28 protein-coding genes are annotated in these 24,927 nt (G+C 63.8%); 15 read left to right on the top strand and 13 right to left on the bottom strand.

Features of this window, described 5'->3' with window-relative positions:
* Positions 1-24 precede the first annotated feature (24 nt).
* On the top strand, positions 25-996 hold the full coding sequence (gene egtD, locus KMZ68_RS17740; protein ID WP_215612490.1) for an L-histidine N(alpha)-methyltransferase: 972 nt from the start codon (positions 25-27) through the stop codon (positions 994-996).
* Positions 997-1,025: 29 nt separating this feature from the next.
* Here the strand turns inward: egtD and KMZ68_RS17745 are convergent, their stop codons facing one another.
* Positions 1,026-4,166, bottom strand: coding sequence for an efflux RND transporter permease subunit (locus tag KMZ68_RS17745; RefSeq protein ID WP_215612491.1), 3,141 nt, complete (start codon positions 4,164-4,166; stop codon positions 1,026-1,028).
* A 21-nt stretch (positions 4,167-4,187) separates the two neighbouring features.
* Positions 4,188-5,375, bottom strand: a complete 1,188-nt coding sequence (locus tag KMZ68_RS17750) for an efflux RND transporter periplasmic adaptor subunit (RefSeq protein WP_215612492.1) — start codon at positions 5,373-5,375, stop codon at positions 4,188-4,190.
* 351 nt (positions 5,376-5,726) lie between these two features.
* Here KMZ68_RS17750 and KMZ68_RS17755 point away from each other — a divergent pair, with 351 nt between their 5' ends.
* From KMZ68_RS17755 to KMZ68_RS17770, 4 genes are all read left to right on the top strand, one after another.
* Positions 5,727-6,365, top strand: coding sequence for a hypothetical protein (locus KMZ68_RS17755; protein ID WP_215612493.1), 639 nt, complete (start codon positions 5,727-5,729; stop codon positions 6,363-6,365).
* Positions 6,366-6,417: 52 nt separating this feature from the next.
* Positions 6,418-7,722 carry a hypothetical protein gene (locus tag KMZ68_RS17760; protein WP_215612494.1) on the top strand — a complete coding sequence of 435 codons (1,305 nt, stop codon included), beginning with the start codon at positions 6,418-6,420 and terminating at the stop codon, positions 7,720-7,722.
* Positions 7,723-7,787: 65 nt separating this feature from the next.
* Positions 7,788-8,105: a hypothetical protein gene (locus KMZ68_RS17765; protein ID WP_215612495.1), complete on the top strand. Its 318-nt coding sequence runs from the start codon at positions 7,788-7,790 to the stop codon at positions 8,103-8,105.
* Positions 8,106-8,169: 64 nt separating this feature from the next.
* Positions 8,170-8,712, top strand: coding sequence for a DUF1176 domain-containing protein (locus KMZ68_RS17770; protein WP_215612496.1), 543 nt, complete (start codon positions 8,170-8,172; stop codon positions 8,710-8,712).
* 21 nt (positions 8,713-8,733) lie between these two features.
* Here the strand turns inward: KMZ68_RS17770 and KMZ68_RS17775 are convergent, their stop codons facing one another.
* Positions 8,734-9,954 (bottom strand): low temperature requirement protein A, encoded by a 1,221-nt coding sequence (locus KMZ68_RS17775; RefSeq protein WP_215612497.1) that lies wholly within the window; start codon positions 9,952-9,954, stop codon positions 8,734-8,736.
* Positions 9,955-9,973: 19 nt separating this feature from the next.
* Entirely contained in the window at positions 9,974-10,228 is a 255-nt protein-coding gene (locus tag KMZ68_RS17780) for a BolA family protein (protein ID WP_215612498.1), read from the bottom strand.
* Between the two features lie 182 nt (positions 10,229-10,410).
* On the opposite strand from KMZ68_RS17780, the gene KMZ68_RS17785 reads away from it, so the two are divergent.
* Together KMZ68_RS17785 and KMZ68_RS17790 are read left to right on the top strand one after the other, a co-directional pair.
* Positions 10,411-10,770, top strand: coding sequence for a DUF427 domain-containing protein (locus KMZ68_RS17785; RefSeq protein WP_215612499.1), 360 nt, complete (start codon positions 10,411-10,413; stop codon positions 10,768-10,770).
* 65 nt (positions 10,771-10,835) lie between these two features.
* Complete coding sequence (locus KMZ68_RS17790) at positions 10,836-12,020, top strand: acyltransferase family protein (RefSeq protein WP_215612500.1); 1,185 nt, start codon at positions 10,836-10,838, stop codon at positions 12,018-12,020.
* Between the two features lie 22 nt (positions 12,021-12,042).
* Here the strand turns inward: KMZ68_RS17790 and purL are convergent, their stop codons facing one another.
* Positions 12,043-14,247 (bottom strand): phosphoribosylformylglycinamidine synthase subunit PurL, encoded by a 2,205-nt coding sequence (gene purL / locus KMZ68_RS17795; protein ID WP_215612501.1) that lies wholly within the window; start codon positions 14,245-14,247, stop codon positions 12,043-12,045.
* A gap of 180 nt (positions 14,248-14,427) precedes the next feature.
* Between purL and KMZ68_RS17800 the strand changes: the two genes are divergently transcribed.
* Positions 14,428-14,916, top strand: coding sequence for a PaaI family thioesterase (locus KMZ68_RS17800; protein ID WP_215612502.1), 489 nt, complete (start codon positions 14,428-14,430; stop codon positions 14,914-14,916).
* Between the two features lie 81 nt (positions 14,917-14,997).
* On the top strand, positions 14,998-16,005 hold the full coding sequence (locus tag KMZ68_RS17805; protein WP_215616383.1) for a DMT family transporter: 1,008 nt from the start codon (positions 14,998-15,000) through the stop codon (positions 16,003-16,005).
* A 13-nt stretch (positions 16,006-16,018) separates the two neighbouring features.
* Here the strand turns inward: KMZ68_RS17805 and KMZ68_RS17810 are convergent, their stop codons facing one another.
* Positions 16,019-16,627: a TetR/AcrR family transcriptional regulator gene (locus KMZ68_RS17810; protein WP_215612503.1), complete on the bottom strand. Its 609-nt coding sequence runs from the start codon at positions 16,625-16,627 to the stop codon at positions 16,019-16,021.
* A 141-nt stretch (positions 16,628-16,768) separates the two neighbouring features.
* On the opposite strand from KMZ68_RS17810, the gene KMZ68_RS17815 reads away from it, so the two are divergent.
* The 5 genes from KMZ68_RS17815 to KMZ68_RS17835 all read left to right on the top strand — a co-directional run bounded on the left by KMZ68_RS17815 (position 16,769) and on the right by KMZ68_RS17835 (position 19,116).
* Positions 16,769-17,077 carry a nuclear transport factor 2 family protein gene (locus KMZ68_RS17815; RefSeq protein ID WP_215612504.1) on the top strand — a complete coding sequence of 103 codons (309 nt, stop codon included), beginning with the start codon at positions 16,769-16,771 and terminating at the stop codon, positions 17,075-17,077.
* Complete coding sequence (locus KMZ68_RS17820; RefSeq protein ID WP_215612505.1) at positions 17,031-17,240, top strand: ester cyclase; 210 nt, start codon at positions 17,031-17,033, stop codon at positions 17,238-17,240. Before KMZ68_RS17815 ends, KMZ68_RS17820 begins: the two co-directional genes overlap by 47 nt.
* Positions 17,241-17,274: 34 nt before the next feature.
* Positions 17,275-17,769 (top strand): DUF3237 domain-containing protein, encoded by a 495-nt coding sequence (locus KMZ68_RS17825; RefSeq protein ID WP_215612506.1) that lies wholly within the window; start codon positions 17,275-17,277, stop codon positions 17,767-17,769.
* 12 nt (positions 17,770-17,781) lie between these two features.
* Positions 17,782-18,573 carry an aquaporin gene (locus tag KMZ68_RS17830; RefSeq protein ID WP_215612507.1) on the top strand — a complete coding sequence of 264 codons (792 nt, stop codon included), beginning with the start codon at positions 17,782-17,784 and terminating at the stop codon, positions 18,571-18,573.
* Positions 18,574-18,684: 111 nt separating this feature from the next.
* Positions 18,685-19,116, top strand: coding sequence for a GFA family protein (locus tag KMZ68_RS17835; RefSeq protein WP_442780724.1), 432 nt, complete (start codon positions 18,685-18,687; stop codon positions 19,114-19,116).
* Between the two features lie 7 nt (positions 19,117-19,123).
* On the opposite strand, the gene KMZ68_RS17840 is transcribed toward KMZ68_RS17835, so the two are convergent.
* The 4 genes from KMZ68_RS17840 to purC are packed head-to-tail and all read right to left on the bottom strand — an operon-like array spanning position 19,124 to position 21,874.
* Positions 19,124-20,110: a tripartite tricarboxylate transporter substrate binding protein BugD gene (locus tag KMZ68_RS17840; protein WP_249779394.1), complete on the bottom strand. Its 987-nt coding sequence runs from the start codon at positions 20,108-20,110 to the stop codon at positions 19,124-19,126.
* A gap of 38 nt (positions 20,111-20,148) precedes the next feature.
* A complete protein-coding gene (gene purQ / locus KMZ68_RS17845) occupies positions 20,149-20,850 on the bottom strand; it encodes a phosphoribosylformylglycinamidine synthase subunit PurQ (RefSeq protein ID WP_215612508.1) in 702 nt (233 codons plus the stop codon).
* Between the two features lie 7 nt (positions 20,851-20,857).
* Positions 20,858-21,097, bottom strand: coding sequence for a phosphoribosylformylglycinamidine synthase subunit PurS (purS, locus tag KMZ68_RS17850; protein WP_215612509.1), 240 nt, complete (start codon positions 21,095-21,097; stop codon positions 20,858-20,860).
* A gap of 9 nt (positions 21,098-21,106) precedes the next feature.
* Positions 21,107-21,874 (bottom strand): phosphoribosylaminoimidazolesuccinocarboxamide synthase, encoded by a 768-nt coding sequence (gene purC / locus KMZ68_RS17855; protein ID WP_215606004.1) that lies wholly within the window; start codon positions 21,872-21,874, stop codon positions 21,107-21,109.
* Between the two features lie 310 nt (positions 21,875-22,184).
* On the opposite strand from purC, the gene KMZ68_RS17860 reads away from it, so the two are divergent.
* Entirely contained in the window at positions 22,185-22,508 is a 324-nt protein-coding gene (locus KMZ68_RS17860; RefSeq protein WP_215612510.1) for a DUF1476 domain-containing protein, read from the top strand.
* Positions 22,509-22,661: 153 nt separating this feature from the next.
* Here the strand turns inward: KMZ68_RS17860 and cynS are convergent, their stop codons facing one another.
* The 3 genes from cynS to ntrB are packed head-to-tail and all read right to left on the bottom strand — an operon-like array spanning position 22,662 to position 24,927.
* A complete protein-coding gene (gene cynS, locus KMZ68_RS17865) occupies positions 22,662-23,150 on the bottom strand; it encodes a cyanase (protein ID WP_215612511.1) in 489 nt (162 codons plus the stop codon).
* A gap of 21 nt (positions 23,151-23,171) precedes the next feature.
* Positions 23,172-24,083 carry an ABC transporter ATP-binding protein gene (locus tag KMZ68_RS17870; protein WP_215612512.1) on the bottom strand — a complete coding sequence of 304 codons (912 nt, stop codon included), beginning with the start codon at positions 24,081-24,083 and terminating at the stop codon, positions 23,172-23,174.
* 4 nt (positions 24,084-24,087) lie between these two features.
* The gene (gene ntrB, locus KMZ68_RS17875; protein WP_215612513.1) at positions 24,088-24,927 is read right to left on the bottom strand and encodes a nitrate ABC transporter permease; all 840 of its coding nucleotides are present in this window, start codon (positions 24,925-24,927) and stop codon (positions 24,088-24,090) included.

The raw sequence follows: 24,927 nt of genomic DNA on the forward strand, positions 1-24,927 counted from the left end.
GAAAAGCGCGCTCTGGAGAGCATCATGAATGTGCACGCCGCCGCTTTGGCCAAAGCGCATCGTTTCGACGAACAGACATCGGCATTCGCCCACGACGCCATCGAGGGCCTGTCGCAATTTCCGAAGCGGCTGTCGCCGAAATATTTCTATGACGCCACCGGCTCCGAGCTGTTCGAACAGATCACGGTGCTGCCGGAATATTACCCGACGCGCACCGAACTCGGGATCCTGCACGACCGCGCCTGCGAGATCGCTTCGATCATCCCGAGCGGCGCCGCACTGGTGGAATTCGGCGCCGGCGCGACCACCAAGGTCCGGCTGCTCCTGAACCAATGCGCGCTCAGCGCCTACGTCCCCGTCGACATATCCGGCGATTTCCTCAAAGCCCAGGCCGACGGGCTGCGCCGGGACTTTCCCGCGCTGTCGGTCTATCCGGTGACGGCCGATTTCACCGCGCCGTTCGCGCTGCCGGACGCGGTCAGGCAGATGCCCAAGGTCGGATTCTTCCCGGGCTCGACGCTCGGCAATTTCGAGCCGCATGAAGCAAGTGCCTTCATGCGCAGCGCCCGCGAGATTCTCGGACAAGGCGCGCAGATGGTGATCGGCGTCGACCTCGAAAAGGACGAGCGCGTGCTGTACGACGCCTATAACGATGCCGCCGGCGTCACCGCGCGCTTCAATCTCAACGTCATGGTCCGCATCAACCGCGAACTCGGCGGCAATTTCGACACCGGCGCGTTCATCCATCGCGCGATCTACAATCGCGAGCGGCATCGCATCGAGATGCACCTGATCAGCAAGAAGGCGCAGTCCGTCCGGGTGCTCGGCCGCAGCTTTTCATTCCGCCCCGGCGAAACCATTCATACCGAGAGCAGCTACAAATACAGCCTCGACCGTTTCACCGCGCTGGCGCGCGGCTCGGGCTGGACGCCGGTGGAGTCGTGGACCGACGCGGCCGGGATGTTTTCGGTTCACGCATTGGTAGCCTCGGACTGAGGCTCTTCAGTCCCAAGGACCGGCCGCGATCAATGCTCGAGCACCGCGTCGTCAAGCCCGGTTTTCTTGATCGTCGGCATCCATAGCCTCGCCAGCACCGGGATCACCAGCAGGCTGCAGATCGGCGACAGCAGCATGCCGCCGACGATGACGCAGGCCAGCGGCTGCTGCACCTGTGAGCCGATCCCGGTCGAAATCGCCGCCGGCACGAGGCCGATGCACGCCGACAGGCCGGTCATGAAGATCTGCCGCATCCGGGTTTCGGAGGCGCGGATGATCGCGTCCTCCGTTCCCATCCCCTCGTCGAGGTCGCGGCGGATATAGGATATCAGCAGGATGCCATCCATCGCCGACACGCCGAACAGCGAGATGAATCCGACCGCGGCCGATACGCTGAAATTCAGGCCGCCGACGTAGAGCCCGAGAATTCCGCCGGCCACCGCGAACGGAATGCCCGACAGCGCCAGCAGGCTGTCCCGTATCGAATTGAACAGGCTGTAGAGCAGCATCAGGATCAGCAGCAGGCTCAACGGCACGATCAGCGCCAGCCGCTTCTTGGCGTCGACCAGGGCGCCGTATTCGCCCGACCATTCGAGCGAGTAGCCTTGCGGCAGCGGCACGTTCTTCTGGATGCGGTTCTGGGCCTCGACCACGGTGGAGCCGAGATCGCGGTCGCGGACGCTGTATTTCAACGGGATGAAGCGTTGGCTGTTCTCGCGGTAGATATAGGCCGCGCCGCTGACCAGCTTGACCTCGCCGAGATCGCCGAGCCGGATATAGGCGGTCGGCGCCTTCGCATCCGAATTCGGCAGCGCGACCGGGATGGTACGGATGGCTTCGACATCGGTGCGGAATTCCGGCGCCAGACGGACCGTGAGCGCGAAGATCATCTCGCCTTCATAGACCTTGGAAACCTCCTGGCCGCCGATCGCCGCCTGCACCACGGAATTGATGTCGCTGATCGAAAAGCCGTAGCGCGCGGCCTTGGCGCGATCGATCCGGACGACCAGGTTGGGCTGGCCGAGCAGATTGAAACTGGCGGGATCGGCGACGCCGCGGACTTCAGAGATTTCGGTCTTCACCGACTTGGACAGCCGTTCCAGCTCGATGAGGTCGCGACCGAAGATCTTGATCGAATTCTCGCCTTTCACGCCGGAAACGGCTTCCTCCATATTGTCCTGGATATATTGCGAGAAATTGAAATCGATGCCGACGAATTCGCGGTTGAGCCGCTCGCTCATCTGCTTGACCATGTGCTCCTTGGTCAGTCCTTTCGGCCACGCGTCGAACGGCTTCAGCGGCACAAAGAATTCGGCGAGGAACGAACCGTCGGGGTCGGTGCCTTCGTCGCCGCGTCCCTGCTCGGAAAATACGGTCTGGACCGGCGCATAGCCCGAGATCACGGCGCGGATCTTCGCCACCGTGTCCATCCCGGCCTCCAGCGTGATGGTCGGCGGCATCACCGCGCGGATCCAGAGGTTGCCCTCCTCCAGCTTGGGCAGGAACTCGGTGCCGAGCCGCAAACCGAGACTGAGGCACAGCACGAGAAACACCGCCGCAATCACCGCCGCGCGGCGATAGTTGCGGACCGCCCGAACCAGGACGCTCTGGTAGAGGCCGCGGATGTGGCGGACCACGAAAGTCTCGACTTCCTGAACATGCGCCGGCAGCAGGATCGAGGCCAGCACCGGCGTCACAGTGAAGGTGGCGATGACGGCGCCGAGCAGCGCGTAAGCATAGGTCCGCGCCATCGGTCCGAAGATCTGACCTTCCACGCCCTGCATCGTGAATAGCGGCAGGAAGGCCGCGATGGTGATGATGACCGAAAACAGGATCGCCTTGTCGACTTCAACGGCCCCGGTCAGGATCCGGTGCAGCTTGTCGCTGAGCCGCGCCGGGCGATCCCTGGATACCCCCGGCGTGTGATGGGCGATATGACGGAAGATGTTTTCGACCATGATCACGGTGCCGTCGACGATGATGCCGAGATCGATGGCGCCGACCGACAACAGGTTGGCGGATTCGCCGCGCATCACGGTGATCATCACCGCCAGAAACAGCGCCACCGGTATCGTCGCCGCGACGATCAGCGCGCAACGCAGATCGCCGAGAAAGACCCACTGGATCAGGAAAATCAGCGCGATGCCGAACAGCAGATTGTGCAGCACCGTCTGCACGGTGATCGCGACCAGGTCGCCGCGATCGTAGAACGGCACGATCTTGACGCCGGGCGGCAGCGATCCGTCGGCGTTGATCCGCTCGACCGCCGCGCGCACGCGCTTGACCACGTCCATGGTGCGCTCGAGTTTCTGCATCAGGACGATGCCGGTGACGACGTCGGTCTTGTCGTCGCGGCCGGCGAGACCGAGCCGGGGCGCGTAGCCGATCTGCACCTTGGCGACATCGGACACCAGCACCGGCACGCCGCCCTGCTGGGTCAGCACGATGTTGCCGATATCCTCCATCGAGGTGATGACGCCGATGCTGCGGACGTTGACCGACTGCTCGCCGATCGCGATGGTGCGGCCGCCGACGTTGGAATTGCTCGCCGAGATCGCGGTCATGATCTGCGGCAGCGTCAGCCCGTAGGCCATCATGCGATCGAGATTGATCTCGGCCTGGAACTCCTTGGTCTTGCCGCCGAGCACGGCGACGTCGGCGACCCCGGGCACGATGCGCAGCTTGCGTTCGACCACCCAGTCCTGCAGCGCCTTGAGCCGCATGACGTCCATGCCCGGCGGGCCTACCAGCTCGTAGCGGAAGATCTCGCTGATGCCCCCCGCCGGCGAGATCACCGGCGTCACGCCGGCCGGCAGTACCGCGTCCTTCAGACGGTTGATGGTCTGCTGACGCACGAAATGATAGTCGCGGCCATACTCGAACTGCAGGCGGATGAACCCGAGCCCGTAGACGGTGTTGGAGCGGATGAATTTGAGGCCCGGCGTGGAGGCAACCGCGACCTCGATCGGGATCGTGATGTAGCGCTCGACTTCCTCGGGAGATTGGCCGGCCTGCTGTGCGATGATCTCGATGATCGGCGGCGCCGGATCGGGATAGGCCTCGATGTTGAGCGCCAGGAAAGCCGTATAGCCGAGCCCGAGAAAGGCGGCGAACGCCACCAGCACCAGGAGCCGCCGGGACAGGCAGAACGCGATGAGACTACGCAGCATGAACGGCTCCGGCACATTCAGTCATTGACGCCACTCGTTATCGACGAAGATCGCACCGCGCGCGACCACCTGTTCCCCGACATCGAGACCGCGGCGTATCTGCGTCAGGCCGTTCTGCTGAATGCCGATGTCGACGACGCGGCGTTTGAACAGCATCGGTTCGGTCTCGACCCACACCGTCGCAACGTCGCCTTCGCGGATCACCGCGTCGGTCGGCACCGCCGGGGTGGCCGATGGCTGTTCGGACCCGATCCGGAAGCTCGCGAACATGTCGGACTTGAGCAAGCCGTCCGGATTGCCGATCTCCGAGCGCACCATGACACGGCGCGTGGTCAGGTCCGACGCCGAGCTGATATTGGCGATGCGCGCCTTGAAGGTCCGGTTCGGCGCGGCCGCCACCCTCGCCTCGATCTCCTGGCCGATTCGCACAAACGCGATATCCTGCTCGAAGATCTGCGCCTTCAGCCACATCGTCGACAGGTCGGCGATAGTATACAGCGCATCGCCGGAATCGGCCTTGACGTACTGTCCCGGCCCGACCTTGCGCGAGATGACGGTGCCGTCGATCGGCGCCGTAATCCGGGTGACGCGGCTGATCGTGCCGTTCTGCTCGAGGTCCGAAATCTCCGCATCGGTGCGGCCAAGGATGCGCAGACGGATACGGGCAGCTTCGAACGCCGTGTCGGTCGAGCGCATGTCGCTCTCGGCAGCGGCAAGCTGCGCCTCGGCCTGCTGCAGTTCCTTGAACGGCGCCGCCTTACCCTCATAGAGATCGCGGACCCGCTTCTCGGCAATCTGCGCCAGGTTGAGCTGCGAGCGCGCCTTGTTTCTGGCGGCCTGGGCGGCGATGAATTCGTTCTGCGGCGGCACCTGCTCGGGGCTGTCGATTTCCAGCAGCGGATCGCCGCGCCTGACCTGGTCGCCGACCTTGGCAATCAGCCGGGTGGCCCGGCCGGAGAACGGTGTCAGAACGACCGTGCTGGCATCTTCGTTGAACGCGATCTGGCCGATCGCCAACCGCTGATCCAGAAATGCGTGGGGCTTGACCTTGACGATCTCGAGCTGGTGCATCTGGTCGGGGCCAACGCGGACATAATCGGTCCCCTTCGTCGTACCTTCGGCGGCCGCAAACGATGCCGTCAGCGCCATGGCGAACAGCAGCGCCGACAGCCGATGCAAATACGTCGTGGCAGCAACCGACAGCGCCATGAACCGATGACCTCCCCCAATATGACTTTTTCAGGATTTGGCGTTGATGTTCCCGCCTGTGGCGCACACCAGCACGCGTCCCGGCGTGAGCACAACTCCTCTTTTGACTGTATCACCGGGCCGGATCAAGCACCAATAGCAGCCACTCTTTGAGGCTGCCGGGCCCGCCGGCTTCGATTGGCCGGCCCCCCAATACCAGGTCGATTCTGCCGGCAGACTCCGGTCCCCGACTGGCGCGTCCGGCTTTGGGGCCGACCCCGGGGTTGACGTACGTCAACAAGCCGGCTGCGGGGCTGGTGCAATGAAGAATGACAATAACAGGGCGGCGTCCATCGCCGCATTGGTTATTCCATGACGCACGATGCCGGATCGCAACTCAAACGCGAGATTTTCGGGCTGGTGAAGACCGGCGGGATGCTCCTTGGCGGACTGGCCATCCTGGCAGCCGTTTCGGCGTTGTTTGCAAATCCGCTGCAGGTCTTCTTTCGGCTCATCGCGGTCGCCAGCATGGCGATGCTGATCCTGTCGATCGTGACGATGGTGCTGACCTTCCGCAGGGCCAAGGCGATCGAACCGGTGGCATTGCTGCTGTCGCTTGCCGTCACCGTGATCGGCACCCTGGTCAGCCTCTGGTTCGGCGGGCGTGCGCCGCCGCTATCGATCTCACTGGCGGCCTGTCTGGCCGGCGCATTGATCGGCGCGGGCTGGTCGTTGACCACGCTGCTTTTCATCGACAACCACCAGATCCGCGGACGCGGCACCGCCTGGCATCTCGTGATCTGGGGACTGACATTCGCAATCAACCAGATCGGCGCCGTCGTGTTCGGGCACACGCCATCCGCGATGACGCTGCTGATGCTGGCGGGCGCCGGACTCACCGTCGGCAATACGCTCGGCCTCCTGGTCCGCGTCCGACGGGTGGCTGCCCTGATCCCCGCGATAGCCGTCCCGGCTGCATCACAACAGGCGCGCGGCGGAGCGGGACGCTGAGAAGGTAACCAGGGGACCGATGGCTAATTTTTGCCGTAGCTGCGGTACCGCGTTGAAGCCCGACGCGAAGTTCTGCACCAGATGCGGGAGCGCCGTCGCGATCGCATCGGAGGCTCGGACCGTCGGACCGGACGCGCCTGCGCCCGGCGCTGCGGTTGCCGCAAGCGCAGCGCCAGCTGCCGGGGCGCCAGGCGAAAGTTTCGACCGGCGCCGCAAGGGCGCTGTCATTGCGCTGGTCGTCGCCGGCGTGGCCGTGCTGTTCGGTACGCTGTTGCTGATGCGCCCCGGCGAGGCGCCGACGGTATCAAAGCCTGTCACCGCCGAGAAAGCGCCGCCCGCCGCCAGGCCGATCGTCGCAAACCGCTGGGAGAGCTACACCAACATCCGCTATGGCGTGATGATCGACTATCCCGCCGATCTGTTCGCCATCCAGCCGCCGCCGCCGGACAATGCCGGGCGCGAATTTACGGCGACGCAGGCCGGCGCGCGCTTCTTCATCTACAGCCATGCCAACGCGTTGAACCTCTCCGTTGCAGAATTGCAGGCCGAGGACGTGCTCGACATCGGCGACGCCGCCGCCGTCAAACAAAGCGGCCGGGACTGGTACGAGATCGTGGCCGCCAAAGGCGCCGAGACCATCCTGCGCCGGGTACTGTTGAGCGAAGACGGGACCATGGTTCACCGCCTCGAAATCGCCTATCCGAAGGCTGCCGCCGCGGCGTTCGAGCCGATCGTCGCGCGCATGGTCAAGAGTTTCCGCGTCGATCCCGCGATTCCCGAAAGGGCGGCGCGTGACGCCGTGCCCTCCACCCCGGCCATGCCGGCCACGCCTCCGCCGCCGGCCTCGACCGGCGCCGAGAAGCCATCCCCGTCGGCTCAAACCGGCGGCTTCAGCTATCGCCACATCGACAGCATTGGGCTCGGCCTTCACCTCGCCGGGACAAAGTCCAAGGTCGGTTTCGCCGTCGACGTACCCGCCGACTGGTCGATGACGCAAGGGGCCGACGGCGATTCCCTGTTCTTTGCCGGACGCCATCCCGGCTATGGCGGCGAGATCGTGCTGGCGTTCATTGTCGAACCGCGCCGCGCCGGCGACACGCTGGAGCGCAAGGTCGGGGAGCAGAGAGCCCAGCTCGACGCGCCCTCGCGCAAGAACGTTTCGCAGGGCGCGGCGCGCATCGGCCAGCACCCGGCGATCCTGGTTGCAATGCCGATGGGCGAATTCCGCAAGACCTTCGCCTACATCGAGAAGGACGACCACTTCTATTTCGTGCAGCTGCATGCGCCGACCGCGCTTTATCCGAAATACGCAGCCGTGTTGGAGCGCGCCCTCTCGAGCATCGCCTTCGCGGAATGAACCATCGATCGAGGGTCGGGATGACATGTTCGCAGCGGAACAAGCCAGGCGCCATGGGAACCACGATGTCCGTCAATCGCCGTCCGTTCACCAACGGTCTCATCGCCATCCTCGCGGCAGCGTCAGGATTGCTTCTGATCGCACCGGCGACGGCGTCGAAACCGGTGCCACGCACAATTACCGGATGCGTGTTCAGCGGGACCTTCGTCTCGTCCGACGGCTATGACATACATCCGAGGCATGCAGATGGCCGTGAGGTCGATCTTGGTTCCTTCGAGGGACATCAGGTGACGATCAGCGGCGACTTGCTGCCGGGCGATGCCTTCATCGTCAAGAAGCCGCTTCGCGACGCCGGTCGTTGCACGATCATGAGACCGCGATGAGGCGATGATGAATACGACAAGCAGGCTTCGAAACAGGGCGAGATCACTGCGGCACGCGCTTGTCGTGAGCCTTCTCGCATCGCAGCCAGCTGCCGCCGATGCCCGGGAACCGGTCAGGATCGAAACGTCCGGCTGGTACATCCACAAGCCGAGCAAGCAGTACAAGGACCTGCCTGCTCTCCTGCCGAAGGAGCAGAACGGTTTCAATGCCGGGATCGGCCAGATCGAGTTCGTCTGCCTGAAATCGAATTACTATCTGCTGCTGGTTCAGCCGTCGCGCAAATTGCGCGATGCCGAATCCGGCACGGTCCTGGTGCGCACGGAGAATGCGCCGGGCGGCGCCCCGCCTGTCGCGCTGACGTTCCGCAACCTCTACAAGTCGAAGACCCTGTTGTCGCGCAACATGGACTGGGATGCGGATATTCACTACGCCGAGGCCAGCCCGGCGCTGCTGGCGTCGGTCGGGACCGCCAGCGATATGGAATTGACGCTGGCCGGCGAAAGCTACGCCATCAGCCTGTCCGGGCTCGCTTCGCGATTGGCATCGTTCCAGCAGTTTTGCGAAAAGGGCGTCGTTGCCGACCCCGCGCATTTCGGGGAAGACTGACGAGCGATCTGCTCTGCCGGATTACACGCTGCCGGCTTCGGAGCGAGGCCGTTGACGCCGGGGCTTGGCGGCCTCCGATTTCAGCGAAATCGACTCCCACGTCGCGACCACGATCATGATCGCGGTGGTCACGATCGAGAGCTGCAGCGGCGACATCCCGCCGGCGAACCAGACGAGAACGCAGAGTGCGATGATGCCGACGCCGTGTGAAAGCTGCAGCCAGCCGCGAATGGTGTGCTTGAACAGGATGGTGCCGAGCAGGAACAACAGCGGCCCGCCGATCGCGCTCAACACCGTCTTGAGGTCGGAATGGCCGCCGGGATGCTTGAGCACGAGTTCGTCGGCGACCGCCGAAAGAATGATGCCGGCCACGATCGGCATGTGCAGGTAGGTGTAGGCGAGCCGCGCCAGCCGCCCCGGCTCGCTCGATCTCGAAATCAGCTCGGACCCCGCCTCCGCGCCCCTGTGAAAATAGATCCACCACATCGCGAGGCTGCCGATGAAGCTCGACGCGAAGGCGCCAAGCGTTTCGGCGGTCCAGGTGAGATCCGCAAAGGTCGCGCCGGTGACGACGATGGATTCGCCGAGCGCGATGATGACGAACAGGGCGCAGCGCTCGGCCATGTGGCCGCCCTCGACGGTCCAGTCCTCGATCGAGGACGCGCCGTATTTCGGGATCCAGAACCGCACCGCGGGCGAGAGATATTCGATTCCCAGCGCCACCGCCCAGAATGCCAGCCGCGCTTGCCCTTCGGCAAAGCCGCCCGCGATCCAGAACACGCCCGAGACTGACAGCCATGTCGTGATGCGCACTGCATTCAGGCGCGCCAGGGTTCGGGCGGGCGGCGTCGATACCAGCAGAAACACCGTCTTCGAAACCTGCATCGCGGCATAGGCGACGGCGAACCAGAGCCCCCGCGATTCGAACGCCTGCGGAATCGAGGTCGAGAGCACGAGCCCGCCGAGCATCAGCACGAACAGCATGACCCGGACCGGCGTCGTTTCCGGATTGAGCCAGTTGGTGATCCAGGACGTGTAGACCCACACCCACCAGACCGCGAGAAACAACAGCGTCGTCTGCGCCGCGCCAAGCGGGGTGAAGCGGCCGAGCAACGTGTGCGAGATCTGCGTGACCGCGAACACGAACACCAGGTCGAAGAACAGTTCGGCGTAGGTGACGCGGCTGTGCTGGTTCGGCACGAGCGGACGAAACAGCGCGCCGCGTTGATCGTCCCCCGCCATGGCAGTGCTACCCCGGGGCCTAGCCTTCCGGTACCCCGGGTCCGCCAGGTACCCCGGTCTGCAGCGCCAGCGCGTGCAGCACGCCGCCCATCTGACCGCGCAGCGACTGATAGACGATCTGGTGCTGCTGGACCCTGGATTTGCCGCGGAACGACTCCGAGATCACGGTCGCGGCATAGTGGTCGCCGTCGCCGGCCAGATCGCGGATCGTCACCTCGGCGTCGGGGATTGCCGCCTTGATCATCGATTCGATATCGTGGGCGTCCATCGGCATCCAAAATCTCTCCAAATCCGGCATTTCGAATCGCCGCCGGCTTCGCTGCGGCGATGCCGGAACTTAGCCCGGCCGCCCTTCTACGTCACGCCCCGTGCCACTATATTCCCGATCCATTCGCTGCAAAGGCCTTGATATCGCGGCTCGCGATCACAACCGGCTGACCGAAAAGGCTACTCTCGATGAAACTCCCCGGCCCCGACCACCCCATCACCATCACGGCGAACCCGAGGCGCGTCCGCGTCACCGCCGGCGGCGTCGTTATCGCCGACACCACCCAGGCCCTGACGCTGAAGGAAGCAAGCTATCCCGCCGTGCAATATGTGCCGCGCAGCGACGCCAATATGGCGCTGCTGGCGCGCACCGAGCGGGTAACGCACTGCCCCTACAAGGGGGATGCGAACTATTTCAGCATCAAGGCGAACGGCACGACGCTGGAAAATGCGATCTGGACCTATGAGGCACCGTTCCCCGCCATGGCGGAAATAACAAGTCATCTGGCGTTCTATCCGGACAAGGTCACGATCGAGGAAGTGGGCTGAGCAGCACCAGTGAGTCCGGTTCCCGGCAGCAACATCGTTCAATCATCACCCTTGCCGGGGCGTGCATGACCACGATCTCCCACACGGGGGCAACCGCCGAAGTCCAGGCAGTGCCAAAAGCCAACGCGCGCAACGCCTCGCTCGACCGCGCGCGCACCTTCCTGACCCTGGTGGTGCTGCTCCACCATGCCGTCATTCCCTACACCTATTTCGGTCATACCGACGCCAAGTCGTTCATCGGCTTCGACATGGTCGTGCTCGCCACCGACAGCTTCTTCATGGCGATGTTCTTCTTCCTGTCCGGACTGTTCGTGTGGCCGGGCCTTGGGCACAAGTCGCCAGGCACCTTCTTCCGCGATCGCCTGCTCCGGCTCGGCCTGCCCTTCGCAGTGGCCGCGTTCACGATCATCCCGATCGCCTACTACGCCATCGCGCTGCGGCAGAATCCCGGCCTCGCCTTCTCGGCATTCTGGTGGAAGACGGTCACGTCAGGTCCCTGGCCAAGCGGCCCGGTCTGGTTCATCTGGGTGCTGCTGGCGTTCGATCTTACCGCGAGCCTGTTGTACCGGATCTCGCCGAGGATGGACGATCCGATCAACCGCCTGTCGCAACGCGCCTTCGAGCGGCCGGCCGGCTTCTTCCTGTTTCTCACCGCGGTCACCGCCATCCTCTATATCCCGGCGCGGGTCCATTTCGGACCGGGCAAGTGGTTCGAGTTGGGACCGTTCGACATCCAGGCCAGCCGCGTGTTGCTGTATGCCGCCTACTTCTTCATCGGCGCCGGCGTCGGGGCTGCAAATGTCGAGCGCGGCGTGCTGAGCGAGGACGGACGGCTGGCCAGGAGCAGCTGGGGCTGGGTGGCCGTGACGCTGGTTCCGTATTGCCTGTTGTGGGGGCTGATCGCCATCAAGCGCGAAATACTGGACAATCCCGTCGTCCTGCCCAATTGGTACGAAGCGAGCTACGGCCTGTTCTTCGTCGCCTTCAGCGCGGCGATAATATTGGCGATCCTGGCGTATTTCCTGCGGTTCAAACGATCGGGCTTCAGCATGCTCGATCCGATGCAGGCCGACGCCTACGGCATGTTCCTGGTGCATTATCCGATCGTGCTCTGGCTGCAATACGGGCTGTTCGACTACGACCTGCCCGCGATCGCCAAGGCGCTGGTCGCGTTCGTGCTCACCGTTATCTTCAGCTGGGCAGTGACGCGGGCGTTGCGGCAGATCCCGGGCGCGTCGAAGGTGCTGTAAGCGTATCCGGGTTACAAGAAATTCACACCGCTCCGTTCATGTAAGCCGGCAACCAGCTTTCAAAACGGTGCTCGAGGCTCTTTACCGTCACCGGCGCCTCGCCGACGATGCTGATCGCGTCGCCGCCGGTGGTTCCGATCCGCGCGCAGGGCACGCCGGCACCCCGCATCTTCGCCAGCACCAGGCCGGCCTGTTCCTCCGGCACCGTCACGATGTAACGCGCCTGGTCCTCGCCATACCAATAAGCATGCGGCACGATCGCGCCCGGCGCCGCCAACAGCTTCGCGCCGATGCCGCTTGCGATCGCCATCTCGGCGAGCGCGATCAACAGCCCACCATCGGAAAGGTCGTGCGCCGCAGTGGCGGTGCCGGCGTGGATCATGCCGCGCACCACGTCGCCGTTGCGCTTTTCGGCCGCAAGATCGACCGGCGGCGGCGCGCCCTCTTCGCGGCCACAGATGTCGCGCAGATAGACCGATTGCCCGAGCCAGCCATGCGATTCGCCGATCAGAAGGATCGCTTCGCCCTCGGCCTTGAACGCCAATGTGGCGGATTTGGTGAAGTCGTCGAGCAGCCCGACGCCGCCGATCGACGGCGTCGGCAGGATGCCGCGGCCGTTGGTCTCGTTGTAGAGCGAGACGTTACCGGACACGACCGGGAAGTCGAGCGCGCGGCAGGCTTCCGAAATGCCCTTCAGGCAACCGACGAACTGGCCCATGATCTCCGGCCGCTCCGGATTGCCGAAATTGAGATTGTCGGTGATCGCAAGCGGCCGACCGCCGACCGCGGTGATGTTGCGCCAGGCCTCCGCCACCGCCTGCTTGCCTCCTTCATAAGGATCGGCCTCGCAATAGCGCGGAGTCACGTCGACGGTCAGCGCCAGCCCCTTCGGCCCGTCCTGCACCCGCACCACCGCGGCGTCGCCGCCGGGGCGCTGCACGGTATTGCCCAAAATGACGTGGTCGTATTGTTCCCACACCCAGCGCCTCGAACACAGCTCGGGCGTCGCGATCAGTTTTTCCAGCGCAGGCACGATTCCGATCGGCGGCGTCACGTCGCGCGCGTGGACGACAGGCAGCGGCTGCGACGGCACGTGCGGCCGGTCGTACAGCGGCGCTTCGTCGCCGAGTTCCTTGATCGGCAGATCGGCCATGACGTCGCCGCCATGCTTCACCACGAAGCGCTTGCTCGGCGTGGTGTAACCGACCACGGCGAAATCCAGCCCCCATTTCCTGAAGATCGCCTCGGCCTGCTTTTCCTTTTCGGGCTTCAGCACCATGAGCATGCGCTCCTGGCTTTCCGACAGCATCATCTCATAGGCGCTCATGCCGGTTTCGCGGGTCGGCACCGCGTCGAGATCGAGATCGACGCCGAGGTCGCCCTTGGCGCCCATCTCCACCGCCGAGCAGGTCAGCCCCGCCGCGCCCATGTCCTGGATCGCGATCACGCAATCGGCTTCCATGATTTCGAGGCAGGCTTCCAGCAGCAATTTTTCGGCGAAGGGATCGCCGACCTGCACCGTCGGTCGCTTCTCGGCGGAGTCGTCGTCGAATTCGGCCGACGCCATCGAGGCGCCGTGAATGCCGTCGCGGCCGGTCTTGGAGCCGAGATAGACGATCGGCATGTTCACGCCGGAAGCCGCCGCATAGAAGATCTTGTCGCTGTCGGCGAGCCCGACCGCCATCGCATTGACCAGGATGTTGCCGTCATAGCGGGTATGGAAACGTACCTGCCCGCCGACCGTGGGCACGCCGAACGAATTGCCGTAACCGCCGACGCCGGCCACGACGCCCGACACCAGATGACGGGTCTTGGGATGTTCCGGCGCGCCGAACGAGAGCGCATTGAGGCAGGCGATCGGGCGGGCGCCCATCGTGAACACATCGCGCAAAATGCCGCCGACGCCGGTGGTCGCGCCCTGATAGGGCTCGATATAGCTCGGATGGTTGTGACTCTCCATCTTGAAGATCACGGCCTGGCCATCGCCGATGTCGATGACGCCGGCGTTCTCGCCCGGCCCCTGGATCACCCAAGGCGCCTTGGTCGGCAGGCCCTTGAGATGCAGCCGTGAGGACTTGTACGAGCAGTGCTCGTTCCACATCGCCGAGAAAATCCCGAGCTCCGTGAAGGTCGGCACCCGGCCGATCAGCTCGAGAATGCGCTCATACTCGTCGGGCTTGAGGCCGTGGCTGGCGACGAGTTCGGGGGTGATCTGGGGCTGGTTCATGAGGCTCTTTGGGCGATTGAGGTCCCTTATTAGGGAGATCGGAGGGTACGGAAAAGGCCTTTTTGGGCGCATTTTCCCGCTGTCCATAGATTTGCGGGCGGTCCATGCATTGCAGGGGTTTGCACATCCGTTCTGGATCGGATTTAAGGACTCAAACCCCGTAATTGAAGGCCTTTTCACTTGGACGACATCACCAAATCCGCATTCCTCCACCGCCCCGACCTGCACGTCGAAACCGAGGGCGAATTCGCCGGCTGGCGCACCTGGATCCGCGACCACTTCGAATCCCATACTGGGCCATTCTGGCACCGGATGGAGGACGACGGCAGCGTGCGCTGCGCGTTCCGGGTCGAGAAGAAGCACCTCAACGGCATGCGCAACGTCCATGGCGGCTGCTACATGACGTTTGCGGATTACTGCCTGTTCGCCTTTGCCGCACCCGTGCTGCAGGGGCCCGGGGTGACGGTGTCGTTTGGCTGCGAATTTCTCGACGGCGCGCGCGAGGGCGAATTGGTCGAAGGTACCGGCGAGATCATGCGGGCCGGCGGCTCGATGATCTTCCTGCGCGGCGTGCTGAGAGCCGGCGAGCGCACGCTGTTCACCTTTTCCGGCACCATCAAGCGGGTGAAGTGGAAGCCGCCGGCAAAGGCGGGCGCGGTTGCCACCTGATTCGACCCGGCCTCTCTCTTCCCCGGCGTTTCCTGACTTGTGAGCGCCCGGCGCGCCGGGAGAATTGAGTTGCTCAAGAACATGGCAGCGACCGAGAGCGACCCACCACCCGCGCCACCGGATCCAGCCCGGTCTCCAAGGGCCCCTCACCGCTGGCGCGACTACGCGCTGCTGCTGGCGCTGGCGTGCTGCTGGAGTTCGACCTATCCGCTGACCAAGATCGGCCTCGGCTCGATCCCTCCGATCACCTTCATCTCGGCGCGCTCGCTGATCGCCGCCGGCTTTCTGCTCATGATCCTGCGCGCGCGGGGCATGCGAATTCCGGCCGATGCCAGGGCCTGGAAGCTGTTCGCCCAGCAGCAAACCATCAATTCGACGATTCCGTTCCTGATGATCACCTGGGCGCAGCAATATGTGGCGGCGGCGCCGACCGTGGTGCTGGCGTCGACCACGCCGATCTTCGCCTTCCTCATCACCTGGGGCATCACCCGGCATGAACCGGCCACGCTCCTGAAACTCGCCGGCGCCGTGCTGGGGCTCGCCGGAACCGCCGTCATCATCGGCCTCGACTCGCTCGGCGGACTCGGCGGCAATATCTTCGCCGAGATGGCCATCCTGGTCGCCACCGTCTCCTTTGCCTGCGCCACGATCTTCGGGCTGCGGCTGACCGAATACGACCCGATGGTGGTGGCGGCGGGCTCGCTGTTGTTCGGCGGTCTCATCCTGCTGCCGGCGGCGCTGATCGTCGAGCACCCCTGGACCTTGCGGCCGACGCCGGAAGCGCTCGCCGCCACCGTCACCATGGGGATTTTCTCGAGTGCGCTCGGATTGATGCTGTTCTACATGTGCCTGACGCGATTGGGCACGCTGACCACCAACGCGCAGGGCTATTTGCGCATTCCGATCGGCGTCGGCCTGTCGGTCGTGCTGCTCGGCGAAACCGTGCCGTCGAACCTGGCGCTTGGACTGCTGCTGGTGATGGCCGGCGTCGCGGCGATGACCGTCCCCGGCGGCGGCTACGGACAGCGGATCGACCAGTTTCGAGCAAGACTGAACGGACGCAAGTCCGGGCCAGCCGCGGAGGAATGAGGCCGGACGCCAATCATCCCCGGCGAAAGACGCCAAGCAGGCTGCCGATGATCTTCTGTCCTTGCTCTCGCAGTTTCTTCGGGTGGTCCGCCTCCGGCAGCATGAGCGCCATCTTGCAGATCATGGCATCTACCATGCGGCTGAGAAGATCGATGTCCTCAAAATCGAGCTCGCCCTCGCGCTTGAGGGCGTTCAGGGTCGCGGTGAGAAGCGCCATCGGATAGGCCTCTTCGATCTCCCGATAGCGCTCGTTGCCAAGCACCGCCGCCGCCTCCTGGATGACGATGCGTCCGTAGGCCGGCTCAAGACAGGCGTCCAGGTACGCGTCGATGCCGACGCTCAGGCGATCCCATATCTTCCGCTGTGCCCGGGCCCGTTCGCCGATCTTGGCCGCCGCCTCCGATTGCAGCGACACGACGACGGCGTCGAACAGCGCCTTCTTGTCATCGAAGTGGTGATAGAAGGCGCCCCGCGTCACCCGCGCCGCCCGCGAGATCGTCTCGATTCCAGCCGCCTGATAGCCCTCCCTCGCAAACACGTCACGGCCGGCCGTCAGCAGCGCCTGCCGGGTTGCCTCCGTGTACTCCTCGCGTCGACTTCTTTCAGGTTTGCTCTTGTCCATGAAGGAAACATACCGCTTGACGCTACCTAGTCATTCAATATATTACATACACAGGTTATGTAAAAAATATAATGAATGCATTATGCCAACTGCCCCCGGCAGTCCGGAATGAGCGTGGCATGCCGCAGATTGGAGGATCGCATGAACGGCAATCGGATGTTCGAACTGGCGCAGGCGCTGGCGGTCGCCAAGAGCAGGCAGGACGTGCCTGCGGCACTGAAACTTCTCCACAACGATATGCGGCTCGAGAGCCCGACCTTCGGGACGATGGCGCAAGGCCTCGCCGAGAACGAGAAGGCGCTGACCAGGTTCTTCGCATCCTTTCCTGACTACAACGTCGCCCTGCAAGGTCACGCCAGCAACGACGATGCGTTGATCTGCTGGGGGCACGGTGCAAATGACCATGACCGGCGATCGGTTCGGCGTGGTCCCCAACGGCAGACGAGCTGAGCTGCCGGTATTCATCCAGTTCGCCTTCGAGGACGACCTGATTGCCGGCGAACGGTTCTTCCTCGACCTGTCGGCGCTGTGCGCCCAATCCGGCGTCTCGACCGACGCGGTCCGGCGCAAGCTGTTTGGCGACGCCACCGCTCCGCTGATCGCGGCCGAATAGACCTCACCTCCCTCACAATTAAAGGCAATAACACATGGCACTGGACCCGCGCGTGAAACCCGTCGGCGAGATCAAGACGACGCATCTATTCGACCTCGTTTTCGACTTGAATCCTCGGCTGAATATCGGCGATGGCCCGCTGGGCCGGCGGATCCTTTTCGGCGCCGCCGGCGGATCCTTCGAAGGCGAGCGGCTGCGCGGCGAGGTGTTGCCGGGTGGCGGGGACTGGGCGTTGTTTCGCGCCGACGGAGCGATGTCGCTGGATGTCCGGGTGACCCTGCGCACCCACGACGACGCGCTGGTGTACATGACCTATGGTGGCCGCTGGATCACGCCGCCCGAACTGCGCGCCGACATGGCCGATCCCGTCAGGAGATATCAGGTCGATCCCGCTGGCTACTACTTCCGGACCACCCCGCTGTTCGAAACGGGGGCGAAGCCATACGCCTGGCTGAACGACATTGTCTGCGTCGGGTCGGGCTATCTGGTGGAAGGCGGAATTGCCTACAGAGTCTTTCAGGTCACCTAAAGGACAGAAAGCATGGCCGGCAAGACGCAGCAGCGATCCACCGAGATCCTTCATGCCATCAATGTCGCAAACGCCACCGATGTGCGCGGCGCAGTCCACTTGTTACCGCTCCGGCGCCGGCTGGTGGCGGAGGCGTTCGGGACGGGATTCCTGCTTGTTGCGGTGGTCGGCTCCGGAATTCTGGGAGAGCGTCTCTCTGCCGGGAACACCGCAATTGCGCTGCTTGCCAATGCGCTGGCAACGGGAGCTGCTTTGTTCTCCCTGATCGAATGGCTTGCGCCGCTTTCGGGCGCGCACTTCAATCCGCTGATCACACTTGCGATGGCTATCCGCGGCGACATCTCGCGCCGCGCCGCCATGGCCTATATCCCGATCCAGATAGCCGGGGCCGTGATCGGAGTGGGTGTCGCGCACCTGATGTTTGACGTGCCGGTGTTTTCCCTGTCGAGACATGTGCGAAGCGGGCCATCGCAGTTGCTCAGCGAATTCGTGTCGACCTTTGGTCTGGTGGGCATTGTCTGGACATGCTCGCTAACGCGCCCTTCTTCGGTAGCGGGCGCGGTTGCCGCCTATATCGGCGGCGCCTTCTGGTTTACGGCGACCGACTTCGCGAATCCCGCGGTGACCATTGCCCGCGCCCTCACCGATACGTTCGCCGGCATCCGCCCGTCGGATGTCGCCGGCTTCGTTGCCGCCGAATCCGCAGGCGCGCTGGCGGCAATAGCTGTTTTCCGATGGCTGCTGCCGAAAGCATGTCCAGGAGCTCGCCTGGCAGGTTTGACGGCAGCATCAGGCATTCGCTAACCTGACTGCAAATCTCTGTTGCCTGCCTCAACGACGAAGCCCCGGTGGAACATGGTCATGAGCACATTCCCAATCGAGGGTGGCTGCACGTGCGGGAACGTCCGCTACCACATGACGGAGCGTCCCCTCTTCGTTCACTGCTGCCATTGCCGCTGGTGCCAGCGCGAAAGCGGTGCATCGTTTGCGCTCAATGCCATGATCGAGGCCGACCGGGTCGAACTACTCTCCGGCGAGCCTGAAATCGTCGTGACTCCTTCTCTCAGCGGCAAGGGCCAGAAGATTTCACGATGCCCACAATGCCGCATCGCGGTCTGGAGTAACTTCGCGGGTTCGGGCGATCGCTTCCGCTTCGTTCGCGTCGGTACGCTCGACACGCCGGATGCGCTACCGCCGGACGTTCACATTTTCACGATGTCGAAGCAGCCTTGGATCGTGATGTCGCCCGATGTGCCCGCCTTCGAAGAATTCTATGTCAGGGAAGAGATTTGGCCCGCGGCCAGCCTGTCGAGATGGCGGGCCGCAACCGGTTCAAACGCCGGCTGACGGCGCCCTACTTCTTTTCTTCCAGCAACTTGCGGTATTTCTCGACGTCGCGCGTGACCAGCTGCTGCAGCACTTCCGGCGCGTGCTCGTTGGCGTCGGGTGCGACCGTCGACAGATCGGCAAAGCGCTTCTTGACCTGCTCGCTCTCCACCGCCGTGCGCGCAGATGCGTTCAGCTTGGCGATAATCTCGGGCGGCGTCCCCTTCGGCGCAAACAGGCCGTTCCAGCCCTGCGCCTCGAATTCGGGAAGCCCGGCTTCGGCCGAGGTCGGCAAGTCCGGCAACGTCGCCAGCCGCACGGTCGAGCCGACCACCAACCCCTTCACCAGTTTGTCGCCGATCGGCTGGGAAACGGAAGCTGCGGCGTCGCAGACACCGTCGATCTGGCCGCCGATCGCATCCGTTAGAGCCGGCGCAGCACCACGATAGCCGACCAGTTGCACATCGATGCCGGCCGCCTGCACGAAACTCTTGCAGATCAGGAAGTTCGACGAGCCGACGCCGGCATGGCCGAGATTGGTCTTGCCAGGATTGCTCCTGGCGTAGGCGATGAACTCCTTGAGGTCCTTGGCCGGAAAATCCTTGCGCAACGCCACGATGCCGAAAGTCTTCGCCACCATCGCGATCGGCGCGAAGGAGTCGGGCGTGAACGGCAACTTCGGGTAGATGGTGTAGGAGGCGGCGCTGGTGCCGGCGTTGCCGATCGCGATGGTGTAGCCATCGGGCTCGGCCCGCGCGGCCCGCGTCAAGGCGGTCGAGCCGCCGGCCCCGGCGATATTCTCAATCACGATGGTCTGCCCGAGCGATGCGCCCATCTGTTCGGCGACGGCGCGCGCGATCACGTCGGAGGTGCCGCCGGCCGCGAACGGCACGATCATGGTGATGGGACGTTTCGGGTAGTCCTGAGCGTGGGCTGGGGTGGTGGCGGCGAACGAAAGCACCGCGACGACTGCAAGCAGCCGCTCCCTGACTTTAATTTGATGCGCTTTCTTCACGCGAACCAGTCCCCACTTCGCTCGAAAACGCTATGGCGTCACGCAGCTCGCTCCAGATGCGCCACCAGCCCTGCGAACAGGCCGCGGCCGTCGGTACAGCCCATGATGTCTTCGACGTGATTTTCCGGATGCGGCATCATGCCGAGCACGTTGCCGCTGCTGTTGACGATGCCGGCGATCGAGTTGGCGGCGCCGTTGATGTTGGAGGCTTCGTCGACCACGCCCTCGGCGGAGCAGTAGCGATAGAGCACCCGCCCCTCGCCTTCCAGCCGCTTCAGCGTCTCTTCGTCGGCCTCGTAATTGCCCTCGCCATGGGCGACCGGCACGCGGATGATCTGGCCGGCATTGTAGCCGCGGGTGAACGGCGTGTCGGAGCGCTCGACCCGCAGATACACATCATGGCAGATGAATTTCAGCCGCGCATTGCGCATGAGCACGCCGGGCAGAAGCCCTGCCTCGCAGAGGATCTGGAAGCCGTTGCAGACCCCGAGCACCAAGCCGCCATCGGCAGCGAACGCCCGCACCGCGTCCATCACCGGTGCGCGCGCCGCGATCGCCCCACAGCGCAGGTAATCGCCGTAGGAAAACCCGCCCGGCACCACCACGAGGTCGGTGCCCTTGGGCAGCGCGGTCTCGGCGTGCCAGACCATCGCGGCTTCATGGCCCGATGCGAGTTTCAGCGCGCGCGCCATGTCGCGCTCGCGATTGATTCCGGGGAAAACGAGGACAGCGGATTTCATCGAAGGCCTAGAGAAGTTCAACCCGGTAATTCTCGATCACGGTGTTCGCCAGCAGCTTGTCGGCGGCAGCTTTCAGCGCGGCTTCCGCCTTGGCCTTGTCGGAGCCCGACATCTCGATGTCGAACACCTTGCCCTGGCGTACGCTGGCGACGCCGTCGACGCCGAGCGATTTCAGCGCCCCTTCGATAGCCTTGCCCTGCGGATCGAGAATGCCTGATTTCAGTGTAACGGTGACGCGCGCTTTCACTTCCGACCTCTAGCTCTTGACCAGCACCGGACCGGAGCCGACCGGCCGCTCGTTTTCCATCAGAATGCCCAGCCTTTTCGCGACCTCGGTATAGGCCTCCAACAGGCCGCCGAGATCCCTGCGGAAGCGGTCCTTGTCGAGCTTCTCGTTCGACTTGACGTCCCACAGCCGGCACGAATCGGGCGAAATCTCGTCGGCGACAATGATTCGCATCATGTCGTTCTCGAACAGCCGGCCGCATTCCATCTTGAAATCGACCAGCCGGATGCCGATGCCCAGAAACAGTCCGGTCAGGAAGTCGTTGACGCGGATCGCCAGCGCCATGATGTCGTCGATTTCCTGCGGCGTGGCCCAGCCAAACGCCGTGATGTGCTCTTCCGAGACCATGGGGTCGTTGAGCTGGTCGTTCTTGTAATAGAACTCGATGATCGAGCGCGGCAGCTGGGTACCTTCCTCGATGCCGAGGCGCTGCGACAGCGACCCCGCCGCCACGTTCCGCACCACCACCTCGAGCGGCACGATCTCGACCTCGCGAATCAGCTGCTCGCGCATGTTGAGCCGGCGGATGAAGTGGGTCGGCACCCCGATGTCGTTGAGGTGCTGAAACAGGTACTCCGAAATCCGGTTGTTGAGGACGCCCTTGCCCTCGATCACCTGGTGTTTCTTGGCATTGAACGCGGTCGCGTCGTCCTTGAAGTGCTGGATCAGGGTTCCAGGCTCCGGGCCTTCGTAAAGGACCTTGGCCTTGCCTTCATAAATGCGGCGTCGACGGCTCATTGGGATGTACCGTGTGTTGTTGAAATCCATGAATTTGGTGTGCTCCGGATGACATAGGGATTGCGACCCACGACGGAGCTGCCGTGAAGGCCAGGAACGGGAAACAGAACAAGAACCGGGCCTGCAGGCAACCTATCCGATTGGCCTATCGAGCACAATCGATCCGGTCCGTTTGGGGCGAGTTTTACCCCTCTCCCTGCGGCTTAAAGCCGGTTGTTTTAACGAATGGCTACCGTTATCTAAGCGCGCGAGCCGGCGGCCGCAATGAGGCCGTTTTAACCATTTTTGGCACAGGGATCGGAACCCGGGAATGAGCACATTCGACAAGCGTGAGGAGGGTTTCGAGAAGAAGTTCGCCCTCGACGAGGAACAGAAGTTCAAGGCGGAAGCCCGCCGCAACCGGCTGCTCGGAATGTGGGTAGCGGAGAAGCTCGGACTGACGGGCGAGGCCGCCACGGCCTATGCCAAGGACGTCGTGGCCTCGGACTTCGAGGAAGCCGGCGACGCCGACGTGGTCCGCAAGGTGCTGGCCGACCTCACCGCCAAGGGCGTCGCCATCACCGAGCCGCAGCTTCGCGTAAAGATGGACGAGCTGATGGCGCAGGCCATCCAGCAGGTGAAGGCCGGGACGTAAGGGGCGACCTCGCCGCTCCTGTCATTCCGGACGCCGCGCAGCGGCGATCCGGAAACCGGAAGTGATTCTTGCTCAGCTCGAGATTCCCCGATGTGCAATTGCACATCTGAGGTTCGCATCTTCGATGCGCCCCGGAATGACGACGATGAAGCCTCACCCTTCCTTGAAGCCGTATTCCGGCACGTTGCCGCTGGCGCCGTAATATTTGTACGGCAGGAACTTGCCCGACATCGTGATCTTGACGCGGTCGCCCTTGGGGTTGGGCAGGCGCTCCATCACCATGTCGAAATCGATCGCCGACATGATGCCATCGCCATACTCTTCCTCGATCAGCGCCTTCCAGGCCGGGCCGTTGATCATCACCAGTTCGTAGAACCGGTAGATCAGGGGATCGGTCGGCGGCATCGGCGTGCCCTCGCCGCGCATCGGCGTCTCGTTCAGCATCGCCACTTCCGATTTCGACAACCCGAACAGCTCGCCGGCATTGGCGGCCTGCGGCTTGGTCAGCTTCATCTGGCCGAGGATGGCGCCGACGATCAGCACTTCGGAATAGCCGCCGATCTTTTCGCAGATGTGCTTCCAGCTCCAGCCCTTCTCGCGCTTGATGTCGAGCAGCTTCTCGGTGAGGTCGGATCGTTTCATTTTTGTCGTCTCCTTTGGTGATTAGCGCGCGATCGCCTGCGTCGGACCGGTTTCGATGCCTTTCGACGCCGACACGATGGTTGGTTCGTTCAAGCCGATCCGCACCAACGGCACATTGCGCGGATCGTGACCGGGCACGTCGGCGGCAAAGGTCTTGCTGCGGCTGACCAGGAAATCGACGATGTGATTGCGCAGCGCGTAGTACAGGGGATGCCGGTGCAGGTCGGCGCGGACGCGATCCTTCGGCAGCGGGTTTTCGACGATCTCGGCCAGCACCGCGCCGGGGCCGTTGGTCATAAGGAAGATCTTGTCGGCGAGATAGATCGCTTCATCGACATCGTGGGTGATCATGAATGCGGTCTGCCCGGTCTCGATGCAGATGCGGCGCACCTCGTCCTGCAGCGTGCCGCGGGTCAGCGCGTCCAGCGCCGAGAACGGCTCGTCCATCAGCATGATCTTCGGCGTGATCGAGAGCGCACGCGCGATGCCGACGCGCTGCTTCATGCCGCCGGAGAGTTCCGACGGCCGCTTATGCTCGGCGCCGGTGAGACCCACGAGATCGATGAAGGTCTGGGCGTGCGCCTTGACCTTCGCCCGGTCCCAGTCGCGCCATTTCGAGGTTACGGCGTAGGCGACGTTGCCGAGCACGGTGCGCCACGGCAACAGCGCGTGGCTCTGGAAGATCACGGCGCGGTCGAGGCTGGTGCCTTCGATCGCCTGGCCGTCGACGATCACGGTCCCCTCGCTCGGCTCGTCGAGCCCGGCGAGGATGTTCAGCACCGTGGTCTTGCCGCAGCCGGAATGGCCGATCACGCAGCCGAACTCGCCGCGCCCCATCGACAGCCAGAGATTCTCGAACACCGCGATTTCGCTACCGCCCGCGCCGGGATAGCGCTTGGCGATGGCTTCGATGGAGATGAATTTGTCGGTCATCGCATCACTCCGGGAAGGTGACCATGCGCGTGAACCGCGCGAGAATCTGGTCGAGCAGCATGCCGACCACGCCGATCAGGAGGATGGCGATGATGACGTTGGTGATCGAAAGGTTGTTCCACTCGTTCCAGACGAAGTAACCGATGCCGGTACCACCGACCAGCATCTCGGCGGCCACGATCACCAGCCAGGCGATACCGATCGAGATCCGCATGCCGGTCAGGATCGTCGGCGCTGCGGCGGGCAGGATCACGGTGAAGGCGCGCCTGACGGTGCCGACCTCCAGCGTTCGCGCGACGTTGATCCATTCCTTGCGCACGGCAGCGACGCCGAACGCGGTGTTGAGCAGCATCGGCCACACCGAGCAGATGAAAATCACGAAGATGGCCGACAGCCCGGAATCCTTGATGGTGTAGAGCGCCAGCGGCATCCAGGCGAGTGGCGAGATCGGTTTCAGTATCTGGATGAACGGGTCGAGCGCCTTGTTGATCAGCGGCGACATCCCGATCAGGAACCCGAGCGGGATGGCGACGATGACCGCGAGAAAATAACCGAGCCCTACTCGCGCGATCGAATAGCCGAGCTGGATGCCGAGGCCCTTGTCGTTCGGCCCGTTGTCGTAGAACGGACGCTTGACGTGTTCCCACAGCTTGGTGCCGACATCGAGCGGGCCCGGCATCGCCGACTTGCCGGCGGTCGCGGTCAGCCCCATCAGCTTGGCGTATTCCGGGCTCATGGTGGCGACGGTGCCGGTGCCGCGCGTGGCGATATGCCAGATGCCGACGAAGGCGAGGAACAGCGCGATCGACACGATAGCGGCGCGAAGCCGGAGCGAGGCCGACAT

Source organism: Bradyrhizobium sediminis (assembly GCF_018736105.1).
GTDB lineage: Bacteria > Pseudomonadota > Alphaproteobacteria > Rhizobiales > Xanthobacteraceae > Bradyrhizobium.